Origin of the sequence: Pseudomonas sp. W2Aug9 (assembly GCF_023127755.1) — a bacterium.
Classification (GTDB): Bacteria; Pseudomonadota; Gammaproteobacteria; order Pseudomonadales; family Pseudomonadaceae; genus Aquipseudomonas; species Aquipseudomonas synxantha_A.
Map to the genome: position 1 here is coordinate 281,573 of NZ_SPKL01000002.1, position 25,506 is coordinate 307,078.

At 60.0% G+C, this 25,506-nt stretch carries 27 protein-coding genes; 15 read left to right on the forward strand and 12 right to left on the reverse strand.

What is annotated here, in order from left to right; genetic code table 11:
- Positions 1 to 75: 75 nt before the first annotated feature.
- Positions 76 to 723: a hypothetical protein gene (locus E3O56_RS02450; RefSeq protein WP_223017812.1), complete on the reverse strand. Its 648-nt coding sequence runs from the start codon at positions 721 to 723 to the stop codon at positions 76 to 78.
- 369 nt (positions 724 to 1,092) lie between these two features.
- Between E3O56_RS02450 and coxB the strand changes: the two genes are divergently transcribed.
- From coxB to E3O56_RS02470, 4 genes are all read left to right on the forward strand, one after another.
- Entirely contained in the window at positions 1,093 to 2,220 is a 1,128-nt protein-coding gene (gene coxB / locus E3O56_RS02455; protein WP_005783424.1) for a cytochrome c oxidase subunit II, read from the forward strand.
- A 58-nt stretch (positions 2,221 to 2,278) separates the two neighbouring features.
- Positions 2,279 to 3,862, forward strand: coding sequence for a cytochrome c oxidase subunit I (gene ctaD, locus E3O56_RS02460; protein ID WP_005783425.1), 1,584 nt, complete (start codon positions 2,279 to 2,281; stop codon positions 3,860 to 3,862).
- Positions 3,863 to 3,925: 63 nt separating this feature from the next.
- Positions 3,926 to 4,477: a cytochrome c oxidase assembly protein gene (locus E3O56_RS02465; protein WP_078822713.1), complete on the forward strand. Its 552-nt coding sequence runs from the start codon at positions 3,926 to 3,928 to the stop codon at positions 4,475 to 4,477.
- Positions 4,478 to 4,512: 35 nt separating this feature from the next.
- Complete coding sequence (locus tag E3O56_RS02470) at positions 4,513 to 5,400, forward strand: cytochrome c oxidase subunit 3 (RefSeq protein ID WP_005783427.1); 888 nt, start codon at positions 4,513 to 4,515, stop codon at positions 5,398 to 5,400.
- A gap of 6 nt (positions 5,401 to 5,406) precedes the next feature.
- On the opposite strand, the gene E3O56_RS02475 is transcribed toward E3O56_RS02470, so the two are convergent.
- Positions 5,407 to 5,610: a twin transmembrane helix small protein gene (locus tag E3O56_RS02475; protein WP_032878566.1), complete on the reverse strand. Its 204-nt coding sequence runs from the start codon at positions 5,608 to 5,610 to the stop codon at positions 5,407 to 5,409.
- Positions 5,611 to 5,642: 32 nt separating this feature from the next.
- Here E3O56_RS02475 and E3O56_RS02480 point away from each other — a divergent pair, with 32 nt between their 5' ends.
- From E3O56_RS02480 to E3O56_RS02500, 5 genes are read left to right on the forward strand one after another with little or no spacing between them, the layout of a single operon-like run.
- Positions 5,643 to 6,407: an SURF1 family protein gene (locus E3O56_RS02480; RefSeq protein ID WP_078822714.1), complete on the forward strand. Its 765-nt coding sequence runs from the start codon at positions 5,643 to 5,645 to the stop codon at positions 6,405 to 6,407.
- Positions 6,373 to 6,957, forward strand: coding sequence for a hypothetical protein (locus E3O56_RS02485; protein WP_005783430.1), 585 nt, complete (start codon positions 6,373 to 6,375; stop codon positions 6,955 to 6,957). The genes E3O56_RS02480 and E3O56_RS02485 overlap by 35 nt, the downstream gene beginning before the upstream one ends.
- A 10-nt stretch (positions 6,958 to 6,967) precedes the next feature.
- Positions 6,968 to 8,047, forward strand: coding sequence for a COX15/CtaA family protein (locus E3O56_RS02490; protein ID WP_248127760.1), 1,080 nt, complete (start codon positions 6,968 to 6,970; stop codon positions 8,045 to 8,047).
- Positions 8,035 to 8,934 (forward strand): heme o synthase, encoded by a 900-nt coding sequence (gene cyoE / locus E3O56_RS02495; RefSeq protein WP_005783432.1) that lies wholly within the window; start codon positions 8,035 to 8,037, stop codon positions 8,932 to 8,934. Before E3O56_RS02490 ends, cyoE begins: the two co-directional genes overlap by 13 nt.
- Positions 8,931 to 9,566, forward strand: a complete 636-nt coding sequence (locus E3O56_RS02500) for an SCO family protein (RefSeq protein WP_005783433.1) — start codon at positions 8,931 to 8,933, stop codon at positions 9,564 to 9,566. The genes cyoE and E3O56_RS02500 overlap by 4 nt, the downstream gene beginning before the upstream one ends.
- A 78-nt stretch (positions 9,567 to 9,644) precedes the next feature.
- On the opposite strand, the gene E3O56_RS02505 is transcribed toward E3O56_RS02500, so the two are convergent.
- Genes E3O56_RS02505 through E3O56_RS02515 form a run of 3 tightly spaced genes read right to left on the reverse strand, consistent with a single transcriptional unit; the run spans position 9,645 to position 12,148 of the window.
- Positions 9,645 to 10,415: a MetQ/NlpA family ABC transporter substrate-binding protein gene (locus tag E3O56_RS02505; RefSeq protein ID WP_032878561.1), complete on the reverse strand. Its 771-nt coding sequence runs from the start codon at positions 10,413 to 10,415 to the stop codon at positions 9,645 to 9,647.
- A 51-nt stretch (positions 10,416 to 10,466) separates the two neighbouring features.
- Positions 10,467 to 11,141 carry a methionine ABC transporter permease gene (locus E3O56_RS02510; RefSeq protein ID WP_005783435.1) on the reverse strand — a complete coding sequence of 225 codons (675 nt, stop codon included), beginning with the start codon at positions 11,139 to 11,141 and terminating at the stop codon, positions 10,467 to 10,469.
- A complete protein-coding gene (locus E3O56_RS02515) occupies positions 11,141 to 12,148 on the reverse strand; it encodes a methionine ABC transporter ATP-binding protein (protein WP_032878559.1) in 1,008 nt (335 codons plus the stop codon). Before E3O56_RS02515 ends, E3O56_RS02510 begins: the two co-directional genes overlap by 1 nt.
- Before the next feature lie 265 nt (positions 12,149 to 12,413).
- Here E3O56_RS02515 and katE point away from each other — a divergent pair, with 265 nt between their 5' ends.
- Positions 12,414 to 14,555, forward strand: coding sequence for a catalase HPII (gene katE, locus E3O56_RS02520; RefSeq protein ID WP_078822718.1), 2,142 nt, complete (start codon positions 12,414 to 12,416; stop codon positions 14,553 to 14,555).
- A 100-nt stretch (positions 14,556 to 14,655) separates the two neighbouring features.
- On the opposite strand, the gene E3O56_RS02525 is transcribed toward katE, so the two are convergent.
- Genes E3O56_RS02525 through E3O56_RS02540 form a run of 4 tightly spaced genes read right to left on the reverse strand, consistent with a single transcriptional unit; the run spans position 14,656 to position 17,458 of the window.
- Positions 14,656 to 15,375: a PA5502 family lipoprotein gene (locus E3O56_RS02525; protein ID WP_005783438.1), complete on the reverse strand. Its 720-nt coding sequence runs from the start codon at positions 15,373 to 15,375 to the stop codon at positions 14,656 to 14,658.
- A gap of 37 nt (positions 15,376 to 15,412) precedes the next feature.
- Entirely contained in the window at positions 15,413 to 16,201 is a 789-nt protein-coding gene (znuB, locus tag E3O56_RS02530) for a zinc ABC transporter permease subunit ZnuB (RefSeq protein ID WP_032878556.1), read from the reverse strand.
- Positions 16,194 to 16,964 (reverse strand): zinc ABC transporter ATP-binding protein ZnuC, encoded by a 771-nt coding sequence (gene znuC, locus E3O56_RS02535; protein WP_005783440.1) that lies wholly within the window; start codon positions 16,962 to 16,964, stop codon positions 16,194 to 16,196. Before znuC ends, znuB begins: the two co-directional genes overlap by 8 nt.
- Positions 16,964 to 17,458 (reverse strand): Fur family transcriptional regulator, encoded by a 495-nt coding sequence (locus tag E3O56_RS02540; protein WP_177327430.1) that lies wholly within the window; start codon positions 17,456 to 17,458, stop codon positions 16,964 to 16,966. Before E3O56_RS02540 ends, znuC begins: the two co-directional genes overlap by 1 nt.
- A 46-nt stretch (positions 17,459 to 17,504) precedes the next feature.
- On the opposite strand from E3O56_RS02540, the gene E3O56_RS02545 reads away from it, so the two are divergent.
- Entirely contained in the window at positions 17,505 to 18,434 is a 930-nt protein-coding gene (locus tag E3O56_RS02545; protein ID WP_103734075.1) for a zinc ABC transporter substrate-binding protein ZnuA, read from the forward strand.
- Positions 18,435 to 18,546: 112 nt separating this feature from the next.
- Here the strand turns inward: E3O56_RS02545 and E3O56_RS02550 are convergent, their stop codons facing one another.
- Entirely contained in the window at positions 18,547 to 19,500 is a 954-nt protein-coding gene (locus E3O56_RS02550) for a homoserine kinase (protein WP_248127763.1), read from the reverse strand.
- 55 nt (positions 19,501 to 19,555) lie between these two features.
- Positions 19,556 to 19,846 carry a DUF2782 domain-containing protein gene (locus E3O56_RS02555; RefSeq protein ID WP_032878552.1) on the reverse strand — a complete coding sequence of 97 codons (291 nt, stop codon included), beginning with the start codon at positions 19,844 to 19,846 and terminating at the stop codon, positions 19,556 to 19,558.
- A gap of 74 nt (positions 19,847 to 19,920) precedes the next feature.
- On the opposite strand from E3O56_RS02555, the gene polA reads away from it, so the two are divergent.
- Complete coding sequence (gene polA, locus E3O56_RS02560; protein WP_078822721.1) at positions 19,921 to 22,716, forward strand: DNA polymerase I; 2,796 nt, start codon at positions 19,921 to 19,923, stop codon at positions 22,714 to 22,716.
- Between the two features lie 268 nt (positions 22,717 to 22,984).
- Here polA and yihA read toward each other — a convergent pair whose 3' ends face one another.
- Positions 22,985 to 23,626, reverse strand: a complete 642-nt coding sequence (yihA, locus tag E3O56_RS02565; protein WP_005783451.1) for a ribosome biogenesis GTP-binding protein YihA/YsxC — start codon at positions 23,624 to 23,626, stop codon at positions 22,985 to 22,987.
- A 192-nt stretch (positions 23,627 to 23,818) separates the two neighbouring features.
- On the opposite strand from yihA, the gene E3O56_RS02570 reads away from it, so the two are divergent.
- From E3O56_RS02570 to dsbA, 3 genes are all read left to right on the forward strand, one after another.
- Positions 23,819 to 24,040 carry a cytochrome gene (locus E3O56_RS02570; protein ID WP_103734073.1) on the forward strand — a complete coding sequence of 74 codons (222 nt, stop codon included), beginning with the start codon at positions 23,819 to 23,821 and terminating at the stop codon, positions 24,038 to 24,040.
- A gap of 33 nt (positions 24,041 to 24,073) precedes the next feature.
- On the forward strand, positions 24,074 to 24,700 hold the full coding sequence (locus E3O56_RS02575) for a cytochrome c4 (RefSeq protein ID WP_248127765.1): 627 nt from the start codon (positions 24,074 to 24,076) through the stop codon (positions 24,698 to 24,700).
- A 166-nt stretch (positions 24,701 to 24,866) separates the two neighbouring features.
- Positions 24,867 to 25,502 carry a thiol:disulfide interchange protein DsbA/DsbL gene (gene dsbA, locus E3O56_RS02580; RefSeq protein WP_248127767.1) on the forward strand — a complete coding sequence of 212 codons (636 nt, stop codon included), beginning with the start codon at positions 24,867 to 24,869 and terminating at the stop codon, positions 25,500 to 25,502.
- The last annotated feature ends 4 nt before the right edge of the window (positions 25,503 to 25,506 follow it).

Sequence of the window (25,506 nt, forward strand, 5' to 3'; positions counted from 1 at the left end):
CAAAATCTCTTTGGCTGATACACCCCAATCGGGAGCAAGCCCCCTCCCACATTTGATCGCCGTAAAATGGCAGTTTTATGCAGGCTGATCCAGCGCCAGTTCAACCCCAAGCTGGCGCGACAGGCACGGCCAGCGCTTCCATGCCGCTTCGGTGCTCGGGCTCTTCAGGGTCTCGCGGTACGCCTCGACCGACTCCAGCGCAAAACTGTCTTCGTTGAGCATTTCATCCACTGCGTGGTGTACGGCTTCATCCAATTGGTTGGCGAATGTTTCGCCGATCAATTGATGGGCAATCACGTTGGCCACGGTGGTATCCGCCGGAATCAACGGCTGGCCGAAATGCTTGATATACAGATCGTTGACCTCCTCCACCAAGCGATGGGCCAGGTAAGCTTCGTCCAGCAGGCCGTCCAGACCTTCGTGGCCGGCCAGGATCGCGGGGGGTTGCAGGAAGAAGTGTTCGGCGATTTTCAGCACCGGCTTGATCTGGCTTTCAATTCCGGCCTCGCGGGCCACGTCATTGGCAGCGTCCAGCAAATCGGGAACCAGGTCGATGTAAGCGGTGACAAAGCGCGTCATAACGATGTTGCGATCACCGTCAGCCAGGGAAATGGCCGAGTGCAGGTGCGGCAATTGTTGTCCCAACTGAGTGGCAAGTTGGCCGGTGCTGGCTTCGTGTTGATGGGCACGGGAAATCTGCTCGCGCAATGCGGCGGTGTTCATGAAGGCTCCAGTGAAACAGGCGTAGGAAAAGGGAGAGGATAAGGTAGTTCGTTTATACGAGCGCCTAAGACGCATTTGTCATAATTATTTCATGGTTATACGCAGGCGTTATATCGAAATGCCATCGTTCGTCGGATAAACGATTCCGCCGCCCATTTTACGGGGTCCGTCTGTCTGTTTCTATTCATTTGCCCCCACACATTGCGGGGTTGCTAGGGCTGTCTATACTCGATTTTGTACGCAATTAGCTGATGACGCCCAACTGCATGGCGCAGGCAAGGCTTGGCGGTTGTAAGCAGTATGGAAGCCGCTCCCTTGGCCGCAGGTGCAAACCGGCGGGATAACAAGAAACATAAAGGGGAACCCGCAATGACGCGACATCCACACGTATGGATGGGCCTCCTGTTGTGGTCGGTATTCGGCCAGGCGCACGCCGCCTGGACAACGAATATGGCGCCAGGGGCTACTGAAGTCAGTCACGCCGTGTTTGACCTGCACATGACCATTTTCTGGATCTGTGTGGTGATCGGCATCGTCGTGTTTGGCGCTATGTTCTGGTCGATGATTTTGCACCGGCGATCCACGGGCCAGGTCGCGGCCAAGTTCCACGAGAGCACCACGGTGGAAATTCTCTGGACGGTCGTGCCCCTGCTGATCCTGGTGGCCATGGCGATTCCGGCGACCAAGACCCTGATCAACATCTACGACAGCAGTGAGTCGGATATCGATATCCAGGTCACCGGCTACCAGTGGAAGTGGCACTACAAATACCTGGGCCAGGATGTGGAGTTCTTCAGCAACCTGGCCACGCCCGCCGAGCAGATTCATAACCAGGCCACCAAGGGCGAACATTACCTGTTGGAAGTCGACCAGCCGCTGGTGTTGCCGGTGGGTGCCAAGGTGCGCTTTCTGGTGACCGCCGCCGACGTGATCCACTCCTGGTGGGTGCCGGCCTTTGCGGTCAAGCGCGATGCCATCCCGGGCTTCGTCAACGAGGCTTGGACCCGTGTCGAGAAACCCGGCATCTACCGCGGCCAGTGCGCCGAACTTTGCGGCAAAGACCACGGCTTCATGCCCATCGTGGTCGAGGTCAAGTCCCGGGCCGACTACGACACCTGGCTCGGCGAGCGCAAGGAAGAAGCGGCCAAGCTCAAGGAGCTGACCTCCAAAGAGTGGACGCTGGACGAACTGGTGGCCCGTGGCGACAAGGTCTATCACACCACCTGCGTTGCCTGTCACCAGGCTGAGGGCCAAGGTTTGCCGCCGATGTTCCCGGCGCTCAAGGGCTCGAAAATCGCCACCGGCCCCGCCGCCGATCACCTGGGCATCGTCTTCCACGGTAAGCCCGGCACCGCGATGGCAGCCTTCGGCAAACAACTCTCGGAAGTGGATATCGCCGCCGTGGTGACTTACGAGCGTAACGCCTGGGGCAATAACAAAGGCGACATGGTCACGCCCAAAGACGTGCTGGCTTTGAAACAGGCCGAAAGCAAATGACTACTTTCAACGCCAATACCCTGAATCGCCCCGCTCACTCGCTTGCAGGAGAACGGCCATGAGCACTGTGATCGACCACGGTCATGCCGACCATGCCCACGGCCCCGCCAAAGGCTTGATGCGCTGGGTGCTGACCACCAACCACAAAGACATCGGCACGATGTACCTGTGGTTTGCCTTCACCATGTTCCTGCTCGGTGGCTCGTTTGCCATGGTGATCCGCGCCGAGCTGTTTCAGCCAGGCCTGCAGATCGTGCAGCCGGCGTTCTTCAACCAGATGACCACCATGCACGGCCTGATCATGGTGTTCGGCGCGGTGATGCCGGCCTTCGTCGGGCTGGCCAACTGGATGATCCCGCTGATGATCGGCGCGCCGGACATGGCCCTGCCGCGCATGAACAATTTCAGCTTCTGGCTGCTGCCGGCGGCGTTCCTGCTGCTGGTCTCCACCTTGTTCAGCCCCGGTGGCGGGCCGAACTTCGGTTGGACTTTCTATGCGCCGCTTTCCACCACCTATGCGCCGGAAAGCGTGACGTTCTTTATCTTTGCCATCCACCTGATGGGCATCAGTTCGATCATGGGCGCGATCAACGTGGTCGCCACCATCCTCAATCTGCGTGCCCCCGGCATGACCTTGATGAAGATGCCGCTGTTCGTGTGGACCTGGCTGATTACTGCGTTCCTGCTGATCGCGGTGATGCCGGTGCTGGCGGGCTGCGTGACCATGATGCTGATGGATATCCACTTCGGTACCAGCTTCTTCAGCGCGGCCGGTGGCGGTGATCCGGTGCTGTTCCAGCATGTGTTCTGGTTCTTTGGCCATCCCGAGGTGTACATCATGATCCTGCCGGCGTTTGGCGCCGTCAGCTCGATCATCCCGACCTTCTCGCGCAAGCCGCTGTTTGGCTACACCTCGATGGTCTACGCCACGGCGAGCATCGCGTTCCTGTCGTTCATCGTCTGGGCGCACCACATGTTCGTGGTGGGCATTCCGCTGGTGGGTGAGTTGTTCTTCATGTATGCCACCCTGCTGATCGCCGTGCCCACGGGGGTGAAGGTATTCAACTGGGTCAGCACCATGTGGCAGGGCTCGCTGACGTTCGAGACGCCGATGCTGTTTGCGGTGGCCTTCGTGATCCTGTTCACCATTGGCGGCTTCTCCGGGCTGATGCTGGCGATTGCCCCAGCGGACTTCCAGTACCACGACACCTACTTTGTGGTGGCGCACTTCCATTACGTACTGGTGCCCGGCGCGATCTTCGGGATCTTCGCCTCGGCCTACTACTGGCTGCCGAAATGGACCGGCCACATGTACGACGAAACCCTGGGCAAGTTGCATTTCTGGCTGTCTTTCGTGGGCATGAACATGGCGTTCTTCCCCATGCACTTTGTAGGGCTGGCGGGTATGCCGCGGCGGGTGCCGGACTACAACCTGCAATTCGCCGACTTCAACATGGTTTCGTCCATTGGTGCCTTTATGTTCGGCGCCACACAGATCTTCTTCCTGTTCATTGTCATCAAGTGCATCCGTGGGGGTACGCCGGCACCGGCCAAGCCCTGGGATGGCGCCGAGGGCCTGGAATGGAGCGTGCCCTCGCCTGCGCCGTATCACACCTTCACCACCCCGCCGGAGGTCAAATGAATACCTCTGTGTGTTGCGAACGCGGTCCATGTGGGAGGGGCGCACCAGCCTTGGGTGGGTGTCATGTCTGACTCCGTGCCGATCAAACGCCTGGTCACCCGCCTGCTGATCCTGGTACTGGCGATGTTCGCCTTCGGCTTCGCGCTGGTGCCGATCTACGACGTGATGTGCAAGGCCTTCGGCATCAACGGCAAGACCGCCGGGCAGTACGAGGGCGAGCAAATGGTCGACCCCTCACGTCAGGTTCGGGTGCAGTTTCTGTCCACCAACGCCATCGACATGGTCTGGGAATTTCATTCCAAGGCCGATGAGATTGTGGTCAACCCGGGGGCGGTCAACGAGATGCTGTTCGTGGCCTACAACCCCACCAATAAGCCGATGACCGCCCAGGCGATCCCGAGTATTTCCCCGGCCGAAGCGGCCATGTATTTCCACAAGACCGAATGCTTTTGCTTCACCCAGCAAGTGCTTCAGCCGGGTGAGCGCATCGAGATGCCGGTGCGTTTTATCGTCGACCGCGCGATGCCCAAGGATGTGAAGCATTTGACCCTGGCGTACACGCTGTTCGATATCACTGCGCGCCAACCGCCCGTGGCCGCGAGGACCGGGGGCTAGCTACTGTTTGCCCCCTCAATCAGGAGAGCGAATACATGTCGACTCATGATACGTACTACGTACCAGCGCAAAGCAAATGGCCGATAATTGCCACGATTGGCCTGCTGGTCACCGTGTACGGCCTGGCGGTGTGGTTCAACGACTTGAAGGCTGCGCGCCCCGAATCCCACGGGCCGTGGATCTTTTTCGTCGGCGGCCTGTTGTTGGCCTACATGCTGTTTGGCTGGTTCGGTGCTGTGATCAAGGAAAGTCGCGACGGGCTGTACAGCGCGCAAATGGACCGCTCGTTTCGCTGGGGCATGACCTGGTTCATCTTTTCGGAGGTGATGTTCTTTATCGCGTTCTTCGGTGCGTTGTTTTATGTGCGGCACATGTCGGCGCCATGGCTGGCAGGTGAGGGCTCCAAAGGCGTTGCGCATATGCTGTGGCCGAACTTCGAGTTCGCCTGGCCCTTGCTCAATAACCCTGACCCCAAGCTCTATCCTGCGCCTGAAGGCACCATCAGCCCGTGGGGCCTGCCGTTGGTGAATACCATCCTGCTGGTGAGCTCCAGCGTGACCATCACCATCGCCCACCATGCCCTGCGTAAAGGCCATCGGGGTGCGCTGAAAATCTGGCTGGCGATCACAGTGCTGTTGGGCTTGGCGTTTCTCGGGTTCCAGGCCGAGGAGTACATCCACGCCTATAAAGAACTGGGCCTGACCCTGGGTTCAGGGGTATACGGCGCCACGTTCTTCATGCTGACGGGCTTTCACGGCGCCCACGTAACCATCGGCACCATCATTTTATTCGTGATGCTGATGCGCATCCTGCGTGGGCATTTCAACGCCGAGCACCAGTTCGGCTTCGAGGCGGCCAGTTGGTATTGGCACTTTGTGGACGTGGTGTGGATCGGGTTGTTTTTCTTTGTTTATGTGCTGTGAGGCGGATTACCAAGGCGCATGAGAGACCAGTTGGCCGCTGAAAAAGCCCCAGGCGATCAAGCCCACGGTGATCACGGCCAGTACCACACGCACGGTCAAGGCAGTGACGAGGCGGTTGGAGTTGCCCTCGTCCTTGACCAGGAAGAACAGGCCACTGAACAGGCTCACGACAGTCGCGATCAGCATCAGGGCAATGGCTGCTTTGAGCATGGTCTGGCTCCAGGGCTACAGAGGGAGGGGCGATGAGATCCAGTATAGCCAGTGCCATGCAGCGCTTTCGTCCAGGTATCGCGCCGACGCTGGTGGTGCTGGTGTTGCTGCCGCTCATGGTGAGCCTGGGGTTCTGGCAACTGTCCCGTGGGCATGAAAAACAGCTGCTGGTGGAGCGTTATGCCGAGCGCCGCGCTGCCGAGCCGATCAGCAGTGCGCAGCTCAATGATATGGCCGACCCTGCCTTTCGCCGCGTCCATCTTCGCGGGCAATTGGACGCTGCGCACAGCATATTGCTGGATAACCGTATGCGTGACGGCAAGGCAGGTGTCGAGCTGCTGCAACCCTTTCAGGACCAGGCTAGCGGCCTGTGGCTGTTGCTTAATCGCGGCTGGTTGCCGTGGCCGGACCGGCGCACGCCGCCGGCCTTCTCCACGCCTGAACAGGCATTGAATCTTGACGCCTGGGTGTACGTCGCCCCCGGCGAGACCTTCCAACTGCATGCCGACCCTGCCAGCGCGCAATGGCCACGTTTGCTCACCGCACTGCATCCCGCCGCGCTGTGGGACGAGCTGGGGCGCAGCGGCTTTGCCTACGAACTGCGTGCCGAAGCGGGCCCGGGTACGTACGAAACCACCTGGCCTATCGTTGCCATGGGCCCGGAAAAACACTTGGCCTACGCAGTGCAGTGGTTCGCCATGGCACTGGCACTGCTGGTGCTTTACCTCTACCTCGGATGGCACAACAAAAAGGAGAAGCCCCATGGGAGCGGCCATGAATCCACCCAGCACGTCTGAAACGCCGGACCGGCGCAAAGGGCGCTGGCAGCTGATTTTGATCCTCATGATGGTGATCGGTCCGATGGCGCTGGCCACCTTCATGTACAAGTTGCAGTTCTGGGTGCCGGACAGCCGCAGCTATCACGGTGAACTGATCGGCAACGGCCAGACCCGTGCCGATATCGGCGTGCAGGCCGGCGAAGGTCGGTGGCAACTGTTGGTCACCGCACCCACCGCCTGCGCCGCCGATTGCCAACAACTGGTGTACTTGGCGCGCCAACTGCAAATCAGCCTTGGCCGTGATGCGTCCCGCGCCAACCATGCCCTGGCGGCTGCGCAACCGCTGAGCACCGACTATGAGGCCAAGCTCAAGGCTGAGTACCCGCAACTGCAGCGCTACCCGCTGGATGTGTCGACCTTTGCCAGGAACGCCGCGGCGCCCGGTGAGGCTCAACTGTGGATCGTCGACCCCCACGGCAACCTGGTGCTGCGCTACGACGCCAAGGTCAAGGGCAAGGACTTGCTCAACGACCTGCGCCTGCTGCTAAAACTGTCGAACATCGGATAGGGGCACCGTCATGGCCAAGCCTGGATTTCGCCTCGCGCTGTTTGCCACCTTATTGGCGCTGATCGTCGTGCTGCTCGGTGCCTATACCCGGCTGACCCACGCCGGGCTCGGCTGCCCGGACTGGCCCGGTTGCTACGGCTTTATCAGCGTGCCGCAAAGCGAAGCCCAACTGGCCCATGCCGAACTGCATTTTCCGGATGCGCCGGTAGAGGCTGACAAGGGCTGGGCAGAAATGACCCATCGCTACTTCGCCGGCACCCTGGGGCTGCTGATCGCGCTGCTGGCGGCGCGTGCGTGGAGCCATCGACGCGATCCGGGCCAACCGGTGAAACTGCCATTGTTTGTATTGGTGGTGGTGTTCGCCCAGGCGGCTTTTGGTATGTGGACGGTGACGTTGAAGCTCTGGCCGCAGGTGGTGACGGGGCATCTGCTGGGCGGCTTTGCGACCTTGAGCCTGTTGTTTCTGCTCACTTTGCGCCTGTCCGGTGTGCTGCCTGCGTTGATTGTGCCCAGGCGCCTGCAATATTGGGCAACGGCGGGGCTGGTACTGGTAATCGGGCAGATCGCGCTGGGCGGTTGGGTCAGTTCCAACTACGCGGCCGTGGCCTGTGTCGACCTACCGACCTGTCACGGCCAATGGTGGCCGGCGGCGGATTTTGCCAATGGCTTTCACCTGACCCAGCATATCGGCCCCAATTACCTGGGCGGCCAACTTGATAGCGAGGCGCGCACGGCGATCCACCTGACCCATCGCATCGGCGCGGTACTGGTCACCTTGGTGCTATTGGGGTTGGCCTGGCAACTGCGTGCAGTGGGCATGACGCGGTTGGCGGGCTTGCTGCTGATCGCCCTGGCTGCGCAAATCTGCCTGGGTGTGAGCAATGTGGCGTTCGGCCTGCCGCTGCCGGTGGCGGTGGGTCACAACGCGGGTGGAGCGGCCTTGTTGCTGAGCCTGGTGCTGGTCAATTACCACGCCCGCACGAGCCTGGTCCGGGTTCGCGCCCCGCTGACGCTCGGTTGGCGGTTCGTCCCGCGCAAACAGGTCTCAGGCCTGATCACCCTTAAAGGAGAGATGCCATGGCGACCCTGATCGGCGCAGGTCACGATCGGGCAATCTGGCGTGACTATCTGGAGCTGACCAAGCCCAAAGTGGTGGTGCTGATGCTGATCACCTCGCTGGTGGGCATGTTCCTGGCCACCCGCGCTGGCGTGCCGTGGACGGTGCTGGTGTTCGGTAACCTGGGCATTGCCCTGTGTGCAGGCGGCGCGGCGGCGGTGAACCATGTGGTTGATCGGCGGATTGATGCGCTGATGGCGCGCACCCATAAGCGGCCACTGGCTGAGGGCCGTGTATCGCCCGCTGCAGCATTGGCCTTTGCGTTGTTGCTGGCGGTGGCGGGCCTGGCGCTGCTGTTGGCGTTCACCAACCCGCTGGCGGCCTGGCTGACATTGGCGTCGCTGCTCGGGTACGCGGTGATCTACACCGGTTTTCTCAAGCGGGCGACGCCGCAAAATATCGTCATCGGTGGCCTGGCCGGCGCAGCGCCGCCGCTGCTGGGTTGGGTGGCCGTCACCGGGCATGTGAGTGCCGAACCCCTGCTGTTGGTGCTGATTATCTTCGCCTGGACCCCGCCGCACTTCTGGGCGCTGGCCATTCACCGCAAAGAGGAATACGCCAAGGCCGACATCCCCATGTTGCCGGTCACCCATGGTGAGCACTACACCAAGGTGCATATCCTGCTATATACCTTCGCCTTGCTGGCGGTGAGCCTGATGCCCTATGTCATCCATATGAGTGGCGTGCTCTACCTGGCCTGTGCCCTGGTTTTGGGCGCACGCTTTCTGCAATGGGCCTGGGTGCTGTACCGTGGCACCCAGCCGCACGCGGCGATCAACACGTTCAAGTACTCTATCTGGTACTTGCTGTTGCTGTTTATCGCCCTGCTCGTAGACCACTACTTACTGTTGAACCTATGACTCGAACTCAAAAAACCGTCTTCATCCTCGTGGCCCTGGTGGCGTTGATCATGGGCCTGACCGTCAACAAAGTGCTCTCGGGCAAAGGCCAGGGCGACCCGACCGCGCTGATCGACGCCGGCATCATCCTGCTGCCGCAAAGCCGCCAGTTGCCCGCAGTGAGCATGACCAACCAGGACGGCCAGCCGGTGCTGGCCAATGAATTGAAAGGCAAGTGGAGTCTGTTGTTCTTCGGCTACACCTTCTGCCCGGACATCTGCCCGACCACCCTCGCCCAGCTGCGCCAGATCAAGAGCGAGCTGCCTAAAGAGGCTGTGGATAAGTTGCAGGTGATTTTGGTCAGCGTCGATCCGAACCGCGATACTCCGGCCCAGCTCAAGCAGTACCTGGGTTACTTCGACCCGCAATTCCAGGGCCTGACCGGCGCGAATGTTGAGGATGTGCAGAAGGTTTCGAATGCCGTCAGCATCCCCTTCATTCCGGCAGATACCAGCAAGCCGAACTACACCGTGGACCACAGCGGCAACCTGGCGCTGATCGGCCCGGATGGTACCCAGCGTGGGTTTATCCGTGCGCCGTTGAACAACCAGAAGCTGGTAGCGCAGTTGCCAGGCTTGCTACAGCGCAAGTAGCAGGCAACACAAAGCAAATGTGGGAGGGGGCAAGCCCCCTCCCACATTTTGATCTCCGGTGTGTTGGAGATCGGGGCATCAGAACGCTGGCTTGATCGCGCCTTTGTACTTCTCTTCGATGAATTTTTTCACTTCAGGCGTGTGCAAGGCTGCAACCAGCTTCTTCACTGCGTCCGAATCCTTGTTATCTTCGCGGGTCACCAGGATGTTCACATAAGGCGAGTCGCTGCCTTCGATGACCAGGGCGTCCTTGGATGGATCCAGCTTGGCTTCCAGGGCGTAGTTGGTGTTGATCAGTGCCAGGTCGACCTGGGTCAACACGCGCGGCAGGGTGGCGGCTTCCAGTTCGCGGAACTTGAGGTTTTTATCGTTGCCGGTGATGTCCTTGATGGTCGACAGGATGTTGGTCGGGTCCTTCAGGGTGATCAGACCGTTCTTGGCCAGCAGCAACAGCGCACGACCGCCGTTGGTGGCGTCGTTAGGGATCACCACGTTGGCGCCGTCAGGCAGGTCGGCCAGTTTCTTGTACTTGCTGGAGTAGGCGCCCAGCGGCTCCAGGTGCACGCCGCCAACGCTCACCAGGTGAGTGCCCTTGGCCTTGTTGAACTCATCCAGGTACGGCTGGTGCTGGAAGAAGTTGGCGTCCAGGCGTTTTTCAGCCACTTGCACGTTTGGCTGCACGTAATCGGTGAAAACTTTGACCTGCAAATCCACGCCTTCTTTGGCAAGGGCAGGCTTCACGAATTCGAGGATTTCCGCATGAGGCACCGGCGAGGCAGCGACCTTGATCGTCTCGGCATGGGCGGAAAACGCGGCAACGGCAGCGAAGGCAACCAGTAGTTTTTTCATCCAGCAAGCTCCTTGTTCGGGCATCTGCCGGCTGTGAGCCGGCAATGGCCGTTATTTTCGAGAAAAATGCACCACCAGCCTGTCGCCGACGGTTTGCAGAATTTGCACCAGGATCAACAGCATTACCACGGTGACTACCATCACATCGGTCTGGAAGCGCTGGTAACCAAAACGGATCGCCAGGTCACCCAGGCCACCAGCTCCGACTACACCGGCCATGGCCGTGTAGGAAACCAGTGTAATTGCCGTCACCGTAATCGCCGCAAAAATGCCGGGGCGCGCCTCGGGCAACAAGGCGTTGGTGATGATCTGGCGGGTGCTCGCACCCATGGATTGGGTGGCTTCGATGATGCCGCGGTCGACTTCGCGCAGGGCCGTTTCTACCAGCCGCGCAAAGAATGGCGTAGCACCTACGACCAGCGGCGGGATCGCGCCGGCAACGCCCAGCGATGTACCGGTGATCAGGACGGTGAACGGAATCATCACGATCAACAGAATGATGAACGGCAGCGAGCGCAGGATATTCACGATCAGTGACAGCAGCGCGTACAGGCCTTTTTGTTCGAACAGCTGGCGCGGGCTGGTCAGGAACAGCAGCACACCCAGAGGCAGGCCCAACAGCACGGTGAAGAACAGCGAGCCGAACAGCATGGTCATGGTGTCGCCGGTGGCGAGCCAGATTTCGGACCAGTCGATATTGGCAAAGAAACTCAGGAAAACGTCCATCAGCGCAGGACCTCCATGTGAACGTCGGCGGCGGTGAAGCGCGCAAACGCGGCCTCCATGTCACCGCCGGTGACGGCGAGGGTCAGTTGCCCGTAAGGGATGTCTTTGATGCGGTCGATACGACCGGCCAGGATGCTGTAGTCCACGCCTGTTTCGCGAGCGACGGTACCCAGCAATGGCGCGTAGGTCGCATCGCCCTGGAACGTCAGGCGTACGATGCGGCCCGGCACGTGGGCGAAGTCGTCGCGCTGCTCGCCTTCGTCAACCTGTTCGGCTTCCTGAACGAAACGCTTGGTGGTCGGATGCTTTGGGTGCAGGAACACATCGGCGACCGAACCTTGCTCGACGATCACGCCAGCGTCCATCACTGCAACTTGGTCACACACGCGGCGGATCACATCCATTTCATGGGTGATCAGCACGATGGTCAGGTTCAGTTCGCGGTTGATCTCGGCCAACAGTTGCAGGACTGACGCGGTGGTCTGTGGGTCGAGGGCGCTGGTGGCTTCGTCGCACAGCAGGATCTTTGGCTTGGTCGCCAGGGCGCGGGCAATACCGACGCGCTGTTTCTGACCGCCGGATAACTGCGCCGGGTACTTCCTGGCGTGGTCCGACAGGCCGACGCGAGCAAGCAGCTCAGCCACGCGCTGGTCGATCTCCTTGCGCGACAATTCACCGGCAAGCGTCAGTGGCAGAGCGACGTTGTCGGCCACGGTCTTGGACGCCAGCAGGTTGAAGTGCTGGAAGATCATCCCGACCTGCTGGCGCAAGCGCCGCAGGCCGTTGGCATCCAGGGCGGTGACTTCTTCACCGTCGACCGTGATCTGCCCGCCGCTGGGTTCTTCCAGGCGGTTGATCAGGCGCAGCAGTGTGCTTTTACCCGCACCCGAGTGGCCAATCAGGCCAAACACCTGGCCATTGGCGACGCGCAGACTGGTGGGGTGCAGTGCGGGGATATCCTTACCGGCGACGCGGTAGGTTTTATGGACGTTTTGAAACTCGATCACGTAGCGAACCTTGTGGGGCGCATTGAAAAGGGATCAGCGGTTAGCCGGGCGCGCATTTTAGCCTGTCCATCTAGTGTTTCTTAGCATTTATTTCGTATCCATCCAGCGATTTGGCAATAACGAGACCAAAGGTCATAAAAAAGGAACGGCGCAAAACCCTGTCAGTCACTACTTAAGCAATTCGATCTCCCGGGTGCCGTGCCTGGGGTTTCGCTCAAACGAGCCGGGGAACGCTCTGGCCACTTTGACTAAGGAGTTTTGACTGATGAGTACCAAGAAGCCAGCCACCCCGCCCAAGAGTGAAGTCGCGGGCACTGATACCCTGGACCGAGGCAATACCAACGCCAAATTGCAGGCGTTGGAAGAATTCCGTTCCGATGCGACCGGCCAGGCCCTGCGCACCAACCAGGGAGTGAAGATTTCCGACAACCAGAACAGCCTGAAAGTCGGCGCCCGTGGCCCTTCGCTGCTGGAAGACTTCATCATGCGTGAAAAGATCACGCACTTTGACCATGAGCGTATCCCTGAGCGCATCGTGCATGCCCGTGGTACCGGCGCCCATGGTTATTTCCAGAGCTATGGTGACCATTCGGCACTGACCAAGGCCGGTTTCCTGCGCACGCCCGAGCATAAAACGCCGGTATTCGCGCGTTTTTCCACGGTGCAGGGCCCGCGCGGTTCCGGCGACACCGTGCGCGATGTGCGCGGTTTTGCCGTGAAGTTCTTCACCGACGAAGGCAACTTCGACCTGGTGGGCAACAACATGCCGGTGTTTTTCATTCAGGATGCGATCAAGTTTCCTGACTTTGTACACGCGGTAAAACCTGAGCCGCACAACGAGATACCTACCGGCGGCTCGGCACACGACACCTTCTGGGATTTCGTGTCGTTGCAGCCGGAGTCGGCGCACATGGTGATCTGGGCCATGTCTGACCGGGCGATTCCAAAAAGCCTGCGCGCCATGCAGGGTTTTGGTGTGCACACCTTCCGCTTGATCAATACCGAAGGTAAATCCAGCTTCGTGAAATTTCACTGGCGCCCAAAAGTAGGCACGTGCTCCCTGGTATGGGACGAGGCGCAAAAGCTGGCCGGTAAGGACACGGACTATCACCGCCGTGACCTGTGGGAATCGATTGAGAGCGGCGATTACCCCGAGTGGGAACTGGGTGTGCAGATCGTGGCGGAAGAAGACGAACACAAGTTCGATTTCGACTTGCTCGACCCGACCAAAATTATTCCTGAAGAGCTGGTGCCGATCACGCCGCTGGGCAAGATGGTGCTCAACCGTAACCCGGATAACTTCTTCGCTGAAGTCGAGCAGGTCGCGTTTTGCCCTGGCCATATCGTGCCGGGCATCGACTTTACCAATGACCCGCTGCTGCAAGGCCGCTTGTTTTCCTACACGGATACGCAGATCAGTCGGTTGGGCGGCCCCAACTTCCATGAGATTCCGATCAACCGCCCGGTAGTGCCTTTCCATAACGGCCAGCGCGACGCTCAACATCGCACCGTGATCGATAAAGGGCGGGCCTCGTACGAGCCGAACTCGATTGATGGTGGCTGGCCGAAAGAAACGCCTGCCGGTCCTGCCGATGGAGGTTTCGAGTCCTACTACGAGCGCGTCGATGCCAATAAAGTGCGCGAGCGCAGCGAGTCGTTCGGCGACCATTTCTCCCAGGCCACGTTGTTTTACAACAGCATGAGCCACCACGAGAAAGAGCACATCATCGCGGCCTACAGCTTCGAGTTGGGCAAGGTTGAGCGCGAGTTTATCCGGGCGCGCCAAGTCAACGAGATCCTGGCCAACATTGACCTGGAACTGGCCAAACGCGTGGCGCAGAACCTGGGCTTGCCAGCGCCGACCAAGGGCACAGTGCCCGCACGTGAAACATCGCTGAAGGAATCACCGGCATTGAGCCAGGTGAATTTGCTGTCTGGCGATATCAAGACGCGCAAAGTGGCGATTCTGGCGGCTAACGGCGTTGATGGTGCGGCAATTGATGCGCTCAAGGCAGCGCTGGAGGCAGAGGGTGCCCATGCCAAGTTGCTGGGCCCGACTTCGGCGCCTGTGACCACTGCCGATGGCAAGACGCTACCCGTAGACGCTTCGATGGAAGGCATGCCGTCCATTGCCTTCGACGCGGTGTTTATCCCGGGCGGTAAGGACTCGGTGAAGGCGTTGAGCGGCGATGGCGTGGCGTTGCATTACGTACTGGAAGCGTACAAGCACCTCAAGGCGATTGCGGTGGCCAGTGATGTGAAACCGTTGCTGGACTTGCTGAAGCTGGAAGCGGATGCGGGGTTGATCGTGGGCGCTGATGCCAAGGCGTTCAAGGCGTTCTTTGCTGCGATTGCACAGCATCGGGTTTGGGAGCGGGAGCCGAAATCCAAGGCGATTCCAGCTTAAATTATCGGTTGTTTGTTAGATCGTCATCGCAGGCAAGCCAGCTCCCACACTTGAATGTGTTCACCCTTCAAATGTGGGAGCTGGCTTGCCTGCGATGCTTTTAGTCCGCCTTGCGCGGAATCAGCACAACCTGCGCCGGAATGTGTTTCAGGATCTGCCGGTGAATCTTCAGGTCATACCCCGAATCAATTCGTTTCACCCGTTTGGTCAGCAATGTGGCCAGCCACGGGTAATCCTGGGTGCGTGGCACCTGGATGCTGACATCGCACTGGTAATTCACCACGTCGGTGGCGATGGCGTCCAACTGATGACGCATGTCTTCGACATCCGCGAGGTTCAGCGCCACGGTGGTGCTCGGCGCTGCGGGGTCGATGACCTTGGCCGCAGGCTTGGCTTCGGCGGCTTTCAACGCGGCTTCTGCCTGATCCAGCTCGGCCTTGCGCGCATGGCTGATAGCGCTGTTGACGCCACCGGTCAGTGCCGGGGCTTTTGGCATCAGCGCGCGGGCCCGGCTCAGGGCGGTGGCGGCGGCGTTGACATCGCCTTTTTGCAGCACGATCTGGCTGCGCTGCAGGTAGGCTTCGGCCAGTTGACGCTGATAGGCCTCAAGTGCGGGATCGTTGGGGGACTGGGCCTGCAACGCCGCAAGTTGGTCTTCGGCGGTTGCCAGTTCGCTGCTGGCCAGGTTTTGCTCCAGCTGCGCGATGGCCACAGCGCGTGCGTCCGGGGCCTCGGGGGCAGCGGGCGGCGTGCTTTGACAGGCACCCAGCAGCAGGGAAAATGCGGCAAGGAGCAGATAACGGGAGGTGAACGGCTTCATTCCTGCGACTCTCTATTTGCGCAAAAAGCGAGCAAGTCTACACCCCTCGACGGGGCAGGACAAAACTCAGCAGAAACAGGGCGGCCGCCGTAACCACAATCGACGGCCCGGCTGGCGTGTCCTTGAACCAGGACAGCGCCAGGCCCCCGCACACTGCACACATTCCCAAGAGGCTGGCGCCGATTGCCATCTGCTCCGGTGAGCGGGCATGACGCTGGGCGGCGGCGGCGGGAATGATCAGCAGCGACGTGATCAACAATACGCCGACTATCTTCATCGCGACAGCGATCACCACGGCGATGAGCAACATCAGGGCCATGCGCAGCCCTGCGACGGGCAAGCCTTCAACCCGGGCGAGTTCTTCATGCACGGTGATCGCCAGCATCGGGCGCCACAGGGCCACCAACAACACCAGTACGCCAGCGCTGCCGCCGAGGATCCAGGCCAGATCAGTCGGGCTGATCGCCAGCAGGTCGCCGAACAGGTAGGCCATCAGGTCGATGCGCACTTCATGCATGAAGCTCAATACCACCAGGCCCAGGGACAGGGTGCTTGGCGCGAGGATGCCCAGCAGGGTGTCGGAGGCCAGCGGCTGGCGTTGTTGCAAGGTCACCAGCAGTACCGCCAGCAGCAGGCAGCCCACGGTTACGGCGATGGTCGGGCTCACGTCCAGCAGAAAGCCCATGGCCACGCCCAGCAACGCCGCATGGGACAAGGTGTCACCGAAATAGGCCATGCGCCGCCAGACCACAAACGAGCCCAGCGGGCCCGCCACCAGTGCCAGAGCCAAGCCTGCCAGCAGGGCGTAGAGCAGAAAATCAGCCATGCTTGCAGCTATCTCCATGAACGTGGGGAGTATCGACAACGGCACCATGCAGGTCATGGGCGTGGTCGTGATGATGATGGTAGATCGCCAGGCTCTGGGCGTTTTTGCCGAACAGTTCCACGAACGCCGGGTCGCCACTGACCTGTTCCGGGTGGCCGGAGCAGCACACATGGCGGTTGAGGCAGACCACCTGGTCGGTGGTGCTCATCACCAGGTGCAGATCATGGGAGACCATCAGCACGCCGCAGCCATGGCGGTCGCGCAGGCGGGTGATCAGGCTGTACAACTCGGCCTGGCCGGCGACGTCGACGCCTTGTACGGGCTCATCGAGCACCAGCAACTCTGGCTCGCGCAACAAGGCGCGGGCCAGCAGCACGCGCTGCATTTCGCCGCCGGAGATGCTTTGTACCGGGCTGTCGATCACCTGCTCGGCGCCGACTTCCTTGAGCGCGGCCTGTGCACGGGCGCGGTCGACACCGGGCACCAGGCGCAGGAAGCGCAATACGGACAGCGGCAGGGTCGGGTCCACGTGCAGTTTTTGCGGCATATAGCCCACGCGCAGTTTGGGCTTGCGCCATACACTGCCGCTGTCGGGCTTGAGCAGGCCAAGCACGGCGCGCACCAAGGTGGTCTTGCCTGCGCCATTGGGGCCGATCAACGTGACGATTTGCCCCGGCTCCACGCTCAGCGCGATGTTTTCCAGCACGTTCTGTCCGGCGAACGTGACGCCGACCTGCTCCAGACGGATCAACGCGTTGCTCATCAAGCCCCCTGGCAGCCCGCGCACAGGCCGACCACTTCAACCGTTTGCCCCTCGACCTTGAAGCCGACGTCGGCAGAGCTTTGGATAATGGCGTCACTGATGCTTTTTTGTTCAAGCTCGATGGCCGCGTGGCACTCGCGACAGATCAGGAACTGGCCCTGATGCGCGTGCTCCGGGTGGTTGCAGCCGACAAACGCGTTGAGCGAGGCGATACGGTGAACCAGGCCATTTTCCAGCAGGAAATCCAGTGCGCGGTACACGGTAGGTGGTGCAGCGCGGCGGCCGTCCTGTTCGCTGAGTACGCCAAGAATGTCGTACGCGCCCAGCGGTTTGTGGCTCTGCCACACCAACTCCAGCACCCGGCGACGCAAGGCGGTCAGGCGCAAGCCTTTTTGTGCGCACAGGGTATCGGCCTCTGACAATGCGGTGTGCACGCAGTGAGAGTGGTCGTGGGGACGGCTGGCAAGCGGTGTTTTAGGCATGAGCGGCGACAGATATTTGATAGAGACGTTATTATGTTACCCGTTCCTACGCCATTGAGTGGTCATCGTGTCCCGACTTTTTCCCGTTTTTGTCGTATTTGTCACCAGTTTGTTCGTTGCGGGTGCCGCTCAGGCCGATGTGAAGGTGCTGACCAGCATCAAGCCGTTGCAGCTGATTGCCGCGGCGGTGCAGGACGGTGTGGCGGTTCCGGAGGTATTGCTGCCGCCGGGTGCGTCGCCGCATAACTTCGCATTGCGCCCATCCGACGTACGGCGCGTGCAGTCGGTGGACCTGTTGTATTGGATCGGACCGGACATGGAAACCTTTTTGCCGCGCGTGTTGAAAGGCCGTACGACCGCTACCGTGGCCGTCCAGGGCCTACCAGGGATGAAATTACGTATTTTCGGCGAAGATAGCCATTCCCACGCCGACGATGACGACGAGCATGACCATGATCATCGACCTGGCAGCGTCGATGCGCATTTATGGTTGTCAACGGTGAACGCGCGGGTAATCGCCACGCGCATGGCTGCGGACCTCAGTGCGGCTGATCCTGCAAACGCCGAGCGTTATCAGAGCAACGCCAAAGCTTTTGGTGAGCGCCTGGATGCGTTGGATGCGCGCTTGAAAAAGCGACTGGCGAGCGTCGATGGCAAGCCTTACTTCGTATTCCATGAGGCGTTTGACTACTTCGAAGAGGCTTACGGCCTCAAGCACACCGGCGTATTCAGCGTGGCCGCCGAAGTGCAGCCAGGTGCCCAGCATGTAGCGGCGATGCGCACGCGCTTGCAGGAGGTGGGCAAGACCTGCGTGTTCAGCGAGCCGCCGTTGCGGCCGCGATTGGCCGAGACGCTGGTTGCCGGGTTGCCGGTGAAGTTGGCGGAGCTGGATGCGTTGGGTGGCTATACCCCGGCTACCGCTCAGGGTTATGAGCAGGTCCTGGAGAAGCTAGGTAATGATTTGGCTGGCTGTCTGGAGTCGCTTTAACCATCGCCGCATAACCAATGTGGGAGCGGGCTTGCCCGCGATGGCGGCGTGTCAGTCGACACCGCTATCGCAGGCAAGCCAGCTCCCACATTTTTTTGACCGAGTAGGCCTTTTAGAGCGCGAACGGCAGGTGGACACTGACCTGCTGGCGTTGCGCCAGACGGTGCTCGAACTCAGCGGGGTCGTGAATGAGAACATCCTGGCCGGCAAACGACTCCGCGGCGATCAGTCGTGACAGCCAGAAACGCACGCACGCCACACGCAGCAGGGTCGGCCATAGCTCGGCCTCCTTCGCGGTGAACGGTCGCAGCCCCGCGTAGGCTCCCAGCAGCGCCCGCGCTCGTTGCCCATCAAGCACGCCATCGGCATCCGAACACCAGTCATTCAAGGCAATCGCCACGTCGTAGAGCATCGGCCCCGAGCAGGCGTTGTAGAAGTCGATCAAGCCCGTAAGGTGTGTGCCTTCGAACATCGCATTGTCGCGAAACAGATCGGCGTGAACGTTGGCCCGTGGCAGGCCGAGGATGTCAGCTTTGTGGGTTTCGATCTCGCTCAATGTGTCCTGCAGCAGGCGCTGCTGTGCGTCGTTGAGGTGTGAAATCAGCTGCGCGCCCTCACTGAGCATCCAGTCCAGCCCGCGGTCGGTCTTGCGCTCCAGCACTTTTTCGCCCTGAGTCGCCAAGTGCAGGTGGCCGAGCAGGTCGCCGACCTGGGCGCAATGTTGGGCGTTGGCGTCCTTGATGTGCTTGCCGGCCAGGCGCGGTTGCAGCAAGGCGGGTTTGCCCTTGAGTTCGCGCAAAGCGATGCCGTCGGTGGTACGCAAAGCGTAAGGCACCGGCAGGTTGGCGTCGTGGAGCACGTCGAGCAGTTCGATGAAGAACGGCATTTCTGCCACGGGGCCGCGCTCAACCAGGGTCAGGACAAACTCACCCTGCTCCAGGCTGATAAAGAAATTGGTGTTTTCGCTGCCGGCGGCAATCCCCTGGAAATCAAGCAGGCGGCCGAGCCCATAAGGGGCGAGAAAGGTTTCCAGCTCGGGCCGAGCCAGGGGGGTGAACACAGACATGGTTAAAACTGCCGTTACGGGCGCTGGCTTAGCAGCGCCGGTTAAAATTAAGAAATCATTTCCATTCGAAGATCTTCCATGACGGGATCAGCATATCCGGCTGGTCAGAGCGGATGAAGTTCGCATCGGTTCCGTCCGCGCGCACCAGGAAATACGGTGGAAAGCCTTTTTTTGTGATCTTGACTGCGTACAGGAAGCCGTTCTGGCGGTACTCCTGAATAGTCTTGTCGCCTTCCGTGCGAATGGTAACTTCCGGGTCTGCCGAAGGGGCATCGTCTGCCGCCATGGCAGCCATCGGAGCGAGTGCAATCAAACCGGTCAACAGCAGGCGATTGAATGTACGCATGATAACCTTGTCCCTTTGTTTTCATTGGTCCGGCTATTCTAGCGCCTGACCCGCCGAAAAGGTTGATCCTGCTCATGAGCCAAGCGCCCCTCGTCCTGGTGGACGGTTCTTCTTATCTGTACCGCGCCTTCCACGCGCTGCCACCGCTGACCACCTCCAAAGGCCTGCCGACCGGTGCGGTCAAGGGCGTGTTGAACATGCTCAAAAGCCTGCGCAAGCAGTACCCGGACAGCCCGTTCGCGGTGGTGTTCGACGCCAAGGGTGGGACCTTTCGCGATGAGATGTACGCCGAGTACAAGGCCAACCGCCCGAGTATGCCCGATGACATGCGCCTGCAAATCGAGCCGCTCCATCAAAGCGTGATCGCCCTGGGCTTCCCGTTGCTGTGCGTCGAAGGCGTCGAGGCTGACGACGTGATCGGCACCCTGGCGCGCAGCAGCGCGGCCGCCAGCCGCCCGGTGGTGATTTCGACCGGCGATAAAGACATGGCACAGCTGGTGGACGGGCACATTACCTTGGTCAACACCATGACCGGTAGCTCGATGGACGTTGAGGGCGTAAAGGAGAAATTCGGCGTCGCTCCCGAGCAGATCATCGACTATCTGGCGTTGATGGGCGATTCGTCCGACAACATCCCAGGCGTCCCGGGTATTGGGCCGAAGACCGCCTCGGGCTTGTTGGTGGGAGTGAATGGCGGCCTCAAAGAGCTTTATGAGCAGCTGGATATTGTGCCGACGCTGCCTATCCGCGGGGCCAAAACCCTGCCAGCCAAGCTTGAAGAGCACAAGGAGATGGCATTCCTGTCCTATCAGTTGGCGACGATCAAGATCGATGTGCCACTGGACGTGGGCCTGGATGACCTGCACCTGATCGAGCCGGATCGCGAAAAGCTGCTGGAGCTGTACACGCTGCTTGAGTTCAAGAGCTGGTACGACGAGATCCAGCGCGATGCCAAGCGTGTGGAGCTCAAGTCGGCGAGCGAGGTTGCACCTGCCGCCGAAACGCCGGTCGAGGCCGTTATATCGGTACCGGTAGAGGCGGTTTACACCACCGTCCTGGACCAGGCCACCTTCGACGTGTGGCTGAAAAAACTCAACGATGCGCCGTTGTTTGCCTTTGATACCGAAACCACCGGCATTGACGCTCAACAGGCGCAATTGGTTGGGGTCTCGTTTGCTGTGCAGCCCCATGAAGCCGCCTACATCCCGCTGACCCATTCCTATATCGGCGCGCCGGATCAATTGGATCGGGACACCGTGCTGCTGGCCTTGAAACCGCTGCTGGAAGACCCGACCAAACTCAAGGTTGGCCAGCACGCCAAGTTCGATATGAACATCCTCGCCAACTGCGCCATCGGTGGCGACCCTGCACAGGGCATCACTGTGCGTGGCATCGCCTTCGACACCATGCTCGAATCCTACGTGCTGAACTCCACGGCGACCCGCCATGACATGGACAGCCTGGCGAAGAAGTACCTGGACCACGACACGGTCAGCTTCCAGGACATTGCCGGCAAAGGCGCCAAGCAGCTGACGTTCGACCAGATTGCCCTTGAACAGGCTGGCCCTTACGCAGCCGAAGATGCCGATGTGACCTTGCGCCTGCATCAGGAGCTGCACGCAAAGCTGGCCGCGATCCCGAGCCTGGCCAGTGTGCTGACGGATATCGAGATGCCGTTGGTGCCGGTACTGGCACGTATCGAGCGCCAGGGCGCATTGGTGGACAAGGAGCTGCTGGGCATCCAGAGCATCGAGCTGGGTAACAAGATGGTCGAGCTGGAGCGCCAGGCCTTCGAGATCGCCGGTGAAGAATTCAACCTCGGTTCACCCAAGCAGCTTGGGGCGATTCTCTACGAGAAGCTGGGGATGCCGGTGTTGAAAAAGACCGGCAAGGGGCAGGCTTCCACCGCCGAAGAAGTGCTGGCCAAACTGGCCGAAGATGATTTTCCGTTGCCCAAGGTGCTGATGCAGTACCGCAGCATGAGCAAGCTCAAAAGTACCTACACCGACCGCCTTCCGGAGCAGATCAACCCTCGCACCGGGCGCATTCATACGTCTTACCATCAGGCGGTAGCGGCAACCGGGCGCTTGTCCTCCAGCGACCCGAACCTGCAGAACATCCCGGTGCGCACCGCCGAAGGGCGGCGGATTCGCCAGGCGTTTGTCGCGCCCAAGGGCTACAAGCTGCTGGCGGCGGACTATTCCCAGATCGAGCTGCGGATCATGGCGCACCTGTCCAAGGACGAAGGGCTGATGAACGCCTTCCGAAACGATCTGGACGTGCACACCGCCACGGCTGCCGAGGTATTCAAGGTTGAGCTGGCTGAAGTCACGTCCAACCAGCGCCGCAGTGCCAAAGCAATCAACTTCGGCCTGATCTACGGCATGGGAGCCCAGAAGCTTGGCAAGGACATCGGCGTCGATACCAAGACCGCCAAGGCCTACATCGATGTGTACTTCGCCCGCTATCCAGGTGTTCGCGAATACATGGAGCGCACGCGTGCCCAGGCAGCGGACCAAGGCTATGTGGAAACCTTCTTCGGGCGGCGCCTGTACTTGCCGGATATCAACTCCAACAAGCCTCAGGAGCGCGCTGCGGCAGAGCGCACAGCCATTAACGCGCCCATGCAGGGCACGGCGGCGGATATCATCAAGAAAGCCATGGTGCAGGTGGATAACTGGCTGACCGAGTCGGGCCTGGATGCCAAGGTAATCCTGCAAGTGCACGACGAATTGGTGCTGGAGGTACGTGAGGACCTGGTCCCACAAGTCAGCGAGAAGATTCGCGAACATATGAGTGCTGCAGCCCAGCTGGACGTACCGTTGGTGGTGGATGTGGGCGTGGGCGATAACTGGGACCAAGCGCACTGATTGCAGAGCTGCGCCAACACCGAGGGTGCTGGCGCAGTGCTTTAGAGCGCAAATCGCCGTCAGTTATTTCCAATAGTTTTTTGGAGCTGCCGGAACTTAACCTGTGAACTGCCACTCAGAGTTACTGAATGGGTGGTGAAGCCCTTCAATGCTCCTATGTTGTGTTAAGTGTTGGCAGATATCTGGACCCCGCCCTAGCGGTCCGGAACTTGGACCCCGAACTTCCCTCCCCATACGAAGTCCGGGGTTTTTTTTGCCCGCAGAAAAGTTACTCGGTAGCTTCTGCGCCTTTGTCCGCCAATTCCATCCAGCCGGCCAGCACCGTGTAAGCCTCTTCCAGGCCCATGCGCTTCGGCGCCGAGAACAGCTGGATAGTGATCGTATCGCCCCAGCCTTTACGGATGTCGGACTGCACTTTGAGCAGCGTGTTCTTGGCTGCGCCGTAGGTGAGCTTGTCGGCCTTGGTCAGCAGGATGTGCATCGGCATGCCGCTGGCGACGGCCCAGTCGAGCATCAGCAGGTCGAAGTCAGTCATCGGATGGCGGATGTCCATCATCAGAATCAGACCCTTCAAACTCTCCCGGCCACCCAGGTAAGCCTCAAGGTGACGCTGCCAGTGCAGCTTCAGCGGGATAGGTACTTTTGCATAACCGTAGCCCGGCAGGTCGACCAGACGCCGATCATCGTCTAGCTTGAAGAAATTGAGCAGTTGCGTGCGACCCGGGGTTTTCGAGGTGCGCGCCAGGCTGGCGTGGGTCAGGGTGTTCAGTGCGCTGGATTTGCCAGCGTTGGAGCGGCCGGCAAAGGCGACTTCAAAGCCCTCGTCATCGGGGCATTGGTCCACTTTGGCGGCGCTGAGCATGAACGTGGACTGTTGGCACAGGCCGAGGATGGGATTCTTGAGTTGCATGAGATTTCCGATGTGGGCGGTGCCGAAAAAGGGTGCGGCAAGCGGTGTCGTTTCCGTTTCAGTAGCGCCAGTATATAATGCCGCAGATTTTGTGTGTGCTTTGTCCCAGCGAAGGATGAAGTTCACGGGAGCGAAAGACCTTTATTGCGCATTAGAACGCAAAACGCTCTCAAACCCTGAAAAGGTCGATGTATGGCCTCAATGGTTGCCGCTTTTGGTGTCCTGAACCCGCTTTACGGCGCTCAGGCTACACAGGATCCACAAGCGCTGTACAACCGAGTTTGTGTGGTCGCGCTGATGCAGCGCGTGACCCAGGGTTTCAAGGCAATGCCGCCGCGTGGTTTGTGCATGGACTGCAGTACTGAGGATTACCAGGCCGTCATTGAGTTGGCGGTGAGTAAACCCGGTAGATAACTCTTAAACCCTTAGCCGTAGTTGGATTAGCTGATGAACAAACTGATCGTGAGTCTGCTGTTGACCTTGGGCATCACAGGCGCTGCCGTCGCTGCAGAGGGCCCCGTCACAGGTGATGCCACTGCCGGTCAAGCGAAAGCCGCCGTATGTGGTGCCTGCCACGGGCCGGATGGCAACAGCCCGGCGCCGAACTTCCCCAAACTGGCCGGCCAGGGTGAACGTTACCTGAGCAAGCAGATGCACGACATCAAGGACGGCAAGCGCACAGTGCTGGAAATGACCGGCATGCTGACCAATCTCAACGATCAGGACCTGGCGGACCTCGCGGCGTATTTTGCCAGCCAGAAAGGCAGTGTGGGAGCTGCTGATCCTAAATTGGTCGCTCGCGGAGAAAAGCTGTTCCGTGGCGGTGACCTGGAAAAAGGCTTGCCTGCCTGCACCGGTTGCCACTCGCCAAATGGCGCTGGCATCGCCGCCGCTGGCTTCCCGCACCTGAGTGGCCAGCATGCTACCTATATCGCCAAACAGCTGACCGATTTCCGTAAGGAAGAGGCCGGACGAGCGAATGATGGCGACGCCGCAATCATGCGCACCATCGCTCGCAAGCTGAGTGACGAAGACATTGCAGCCGTCTCCAGTTATATCCAGGGCCTGCACTGAGCGGGTTCGACGTTAACGCTCGATTAATCCCGCGATGCAAGCATAAAAGGGTGGCTCAGGCCGCCCTTTTTTGTGGCCGCTGCCGTTACACTAACGAACTCATGCCCGCGTAGACCTGTCACAACAAAGGTCGCGTGAGGCGACTTTATTTGTCCAGGAGTAAAGCATGCGTAATCTGATCCTCAGCGCCGCTCTCGTCACTGCCAGCCTCTTCGGCATGACCGCGCAAGCAGCCGATGTGCCGCTTGAAGCCGGTAAAACCTACGTTGAATTGGCTAACCCTGTACCGGTGTCGGTACCCGGCAAAATCGAAGTGGTGGAGCTGTTCTGGTATGGCTGCCCGCATTGCTACGCTTTTGAACCAACCATCAACCCATGGGCGGAAAAGCTGCCCAAGGACGTTAACTTCAAGCGTATTCCTGCCATGTTCGGCGGCCCATGGGATGCCCACGGCCAACTGTTCCTGACCCTCGAAGCCATGGGTGTGGAACACAAAGTACACAACGCTGTTTTCGAAGCGATCCAGAAGCAGGGCAAGCGCCTGACCAAGCCGGACGAAATGGCTGACTTCATCGCCACCCAGGGCGTGGATAGAGCGAAGTTTCTGGATACATTCAACTCTTTCGCTATCAAGGGGCAGATCGCCCAGGCTAAGGCTCTCGCGCAGAAGTATGAAGTGACGGGTGTTCCAACCCTGATCGTCAACGGCAAGTACCGTTTCGACCTGGGCACTGCCGGTGGTCCTGAAGCGGTCCTCAATGTTGCCGACCAACTGATCGCCAAAGAACGCGCAGCCAAGTAAGGGG

Coding starts and splice junctions, on each gene's coding strand:
- E3O56_RS02570 (WP_103734073.1), top strand. CDS start 23,819: ATGGCCTCAATGGTTGCCGCTTTTGGTGTCCTGAACCCGCTTTACGGC.
- E3O56_RS02450 (WP_223017812.1), bottom strand. CDS start 723: ATGAACACCGCCGCATTGCGCGAGCAGATTTCCCGTGCCCATCAACAC.
- yihA (WP_005783451.1), bottom strand. CDS start 23,626: ATGCAACTCAAGAATCCCATCCTCGGCCTGTGCCAACAGTCCACGTTC.
- E3O56_RS02490 (WP_248127760.1), top strand. CDS start 6,968: ATGGCCAAGCCTGGATTTCGCCTCGCGCTGTTTGCCACCTTATTGGCG.
- cyoE (WP_005783432.1), top strand. CDS start 8,035: ATGGCGACCCTGATCGGCGCAGGTCACGATCGGGCAATCTGGCGTGAC.
- coxB (WP_005783424.1), top strand. CDS start 1,093: ATGACGCGACATCCACACGTATGGATGGGCCTCCTGTTGTGGTCGGTA.
- dsbA (WP_248127767.1), top strand. CDS start 24,867: ATGCGTAATCTGATCCTCAGCGCCGCTCTCGTCACTGCCAGCCTCTTC.
- znuC (WP_005783440.1), bottom strand. CDS start 16,964: ATGAGCAACGCGTTGATCCGTCTGGAGCAGGTCGGCGTCACGTTCGCC.
- E3O56_RS02465 (WP_078822713.1), top strand. CDS start 3,926: ATGTCTGACTCCGTGCCGATCAAACGCCTGGTCACCCGCCTGCTGATC.
- E3O56_RS02575 (WP_248127765.1), top strand. CDS start 24,074: ATGAACAAACTGATCGTGAGTCTGCTGTTGACCTTGGGCATCACAGGC.
- E3O56_RS02555 (WP_032878552.1), bottom strand. CDS start 19,846: ATGCGTACATTCAATCGCCTGCTGTTGACCGGTTTGATTGCACTCGCT.
- polA (WP_078822721.1), top strand. CDS start 19,921: ATGAGCCAAGCGCCCCTCGTCCTGGTGGACGGTTCTTCTTATCTGTAC.
- E3O56_RS02475 (WP_032878566.1), bottom strand. CDS start 5,610: ATGCTCAAAGCAGCCATTGCCCTGATGCTGATCGCGACTGTCGTGAGC.
- E3O56_RS02485 (WP_005783430.1), top strand. CDS start 6,373: ATGGGAGCGGCCATGAATCCACCCAGCACGTCTGAAACGCCGGACCGG.
- katE (WP_078822718.1), top strand. CDS start 12,414: ATGAGTACCAAGAAGCCAGCCACCCCGCCCAAGAGTGAAGTCGCGGGC.
- E3O56_RS02550 (WP_248127763.1), bottom strand. CDS start 19,500: ATGTCTGTGTTCACCCCCCTGGCTCGGCCCGAGCTGGAAACCTTTCTC.
- E3O56_RS02470 (WP_005783427.1), top strand. CDS start 4,513: ATGTCGACTCATGATACGTACTACGTACCAGCGCAAAGCAAATGGCCG.
- E3O56_RS02525 (WP_005783438.1), bottom strand. CDS start 15,375: ATGAAGCCGTTCACCTCCCGTTATCTGCTCCTTGCCGCATTTTCCCTG.
- E3O56_RS02510 (WP_005783435.1), bottom strand. CDS start 11,141: ATGGACGTTTTCCTGAGTTTCTTTGCCAATATCGACTGGTCCGAAATC.
- E3O56_RS02505 (WP_032878561.1), bottom strand. CDS start 10,415: ATGAAAAAACTACTGGTTGCCTTCGCTGCCGTTGCCGCGTTTTCCGCC.
- E3O56_RS02500 (WP_005783433.1), top strand. CDS start 8,931: ATGACTCGAACTCAAAAAACCGTCTTCATCCTCGTGGCCCTGGTGGCG.
- znuB (WP_032878556.1), bottom strand. CDS start 16,201: ATGGCTGATTTTCTGCTCTACGCCCTGCTGGCAGGCTTGGCTCTGGCA.
- ctaD (WP_005783425.1), top strand. CDS start 2,279: ATGAGCACTGTGATCGACCACGGTCATGCCGACCATGCCCACGGCCCC.
- E3O56_RS02480 (WP_078822714.1), top strand. CDS start 5,643: ATGAGATCCAGTATAGCCAGTGCCATGCAGCGCTTTCGTCCAGGTATC.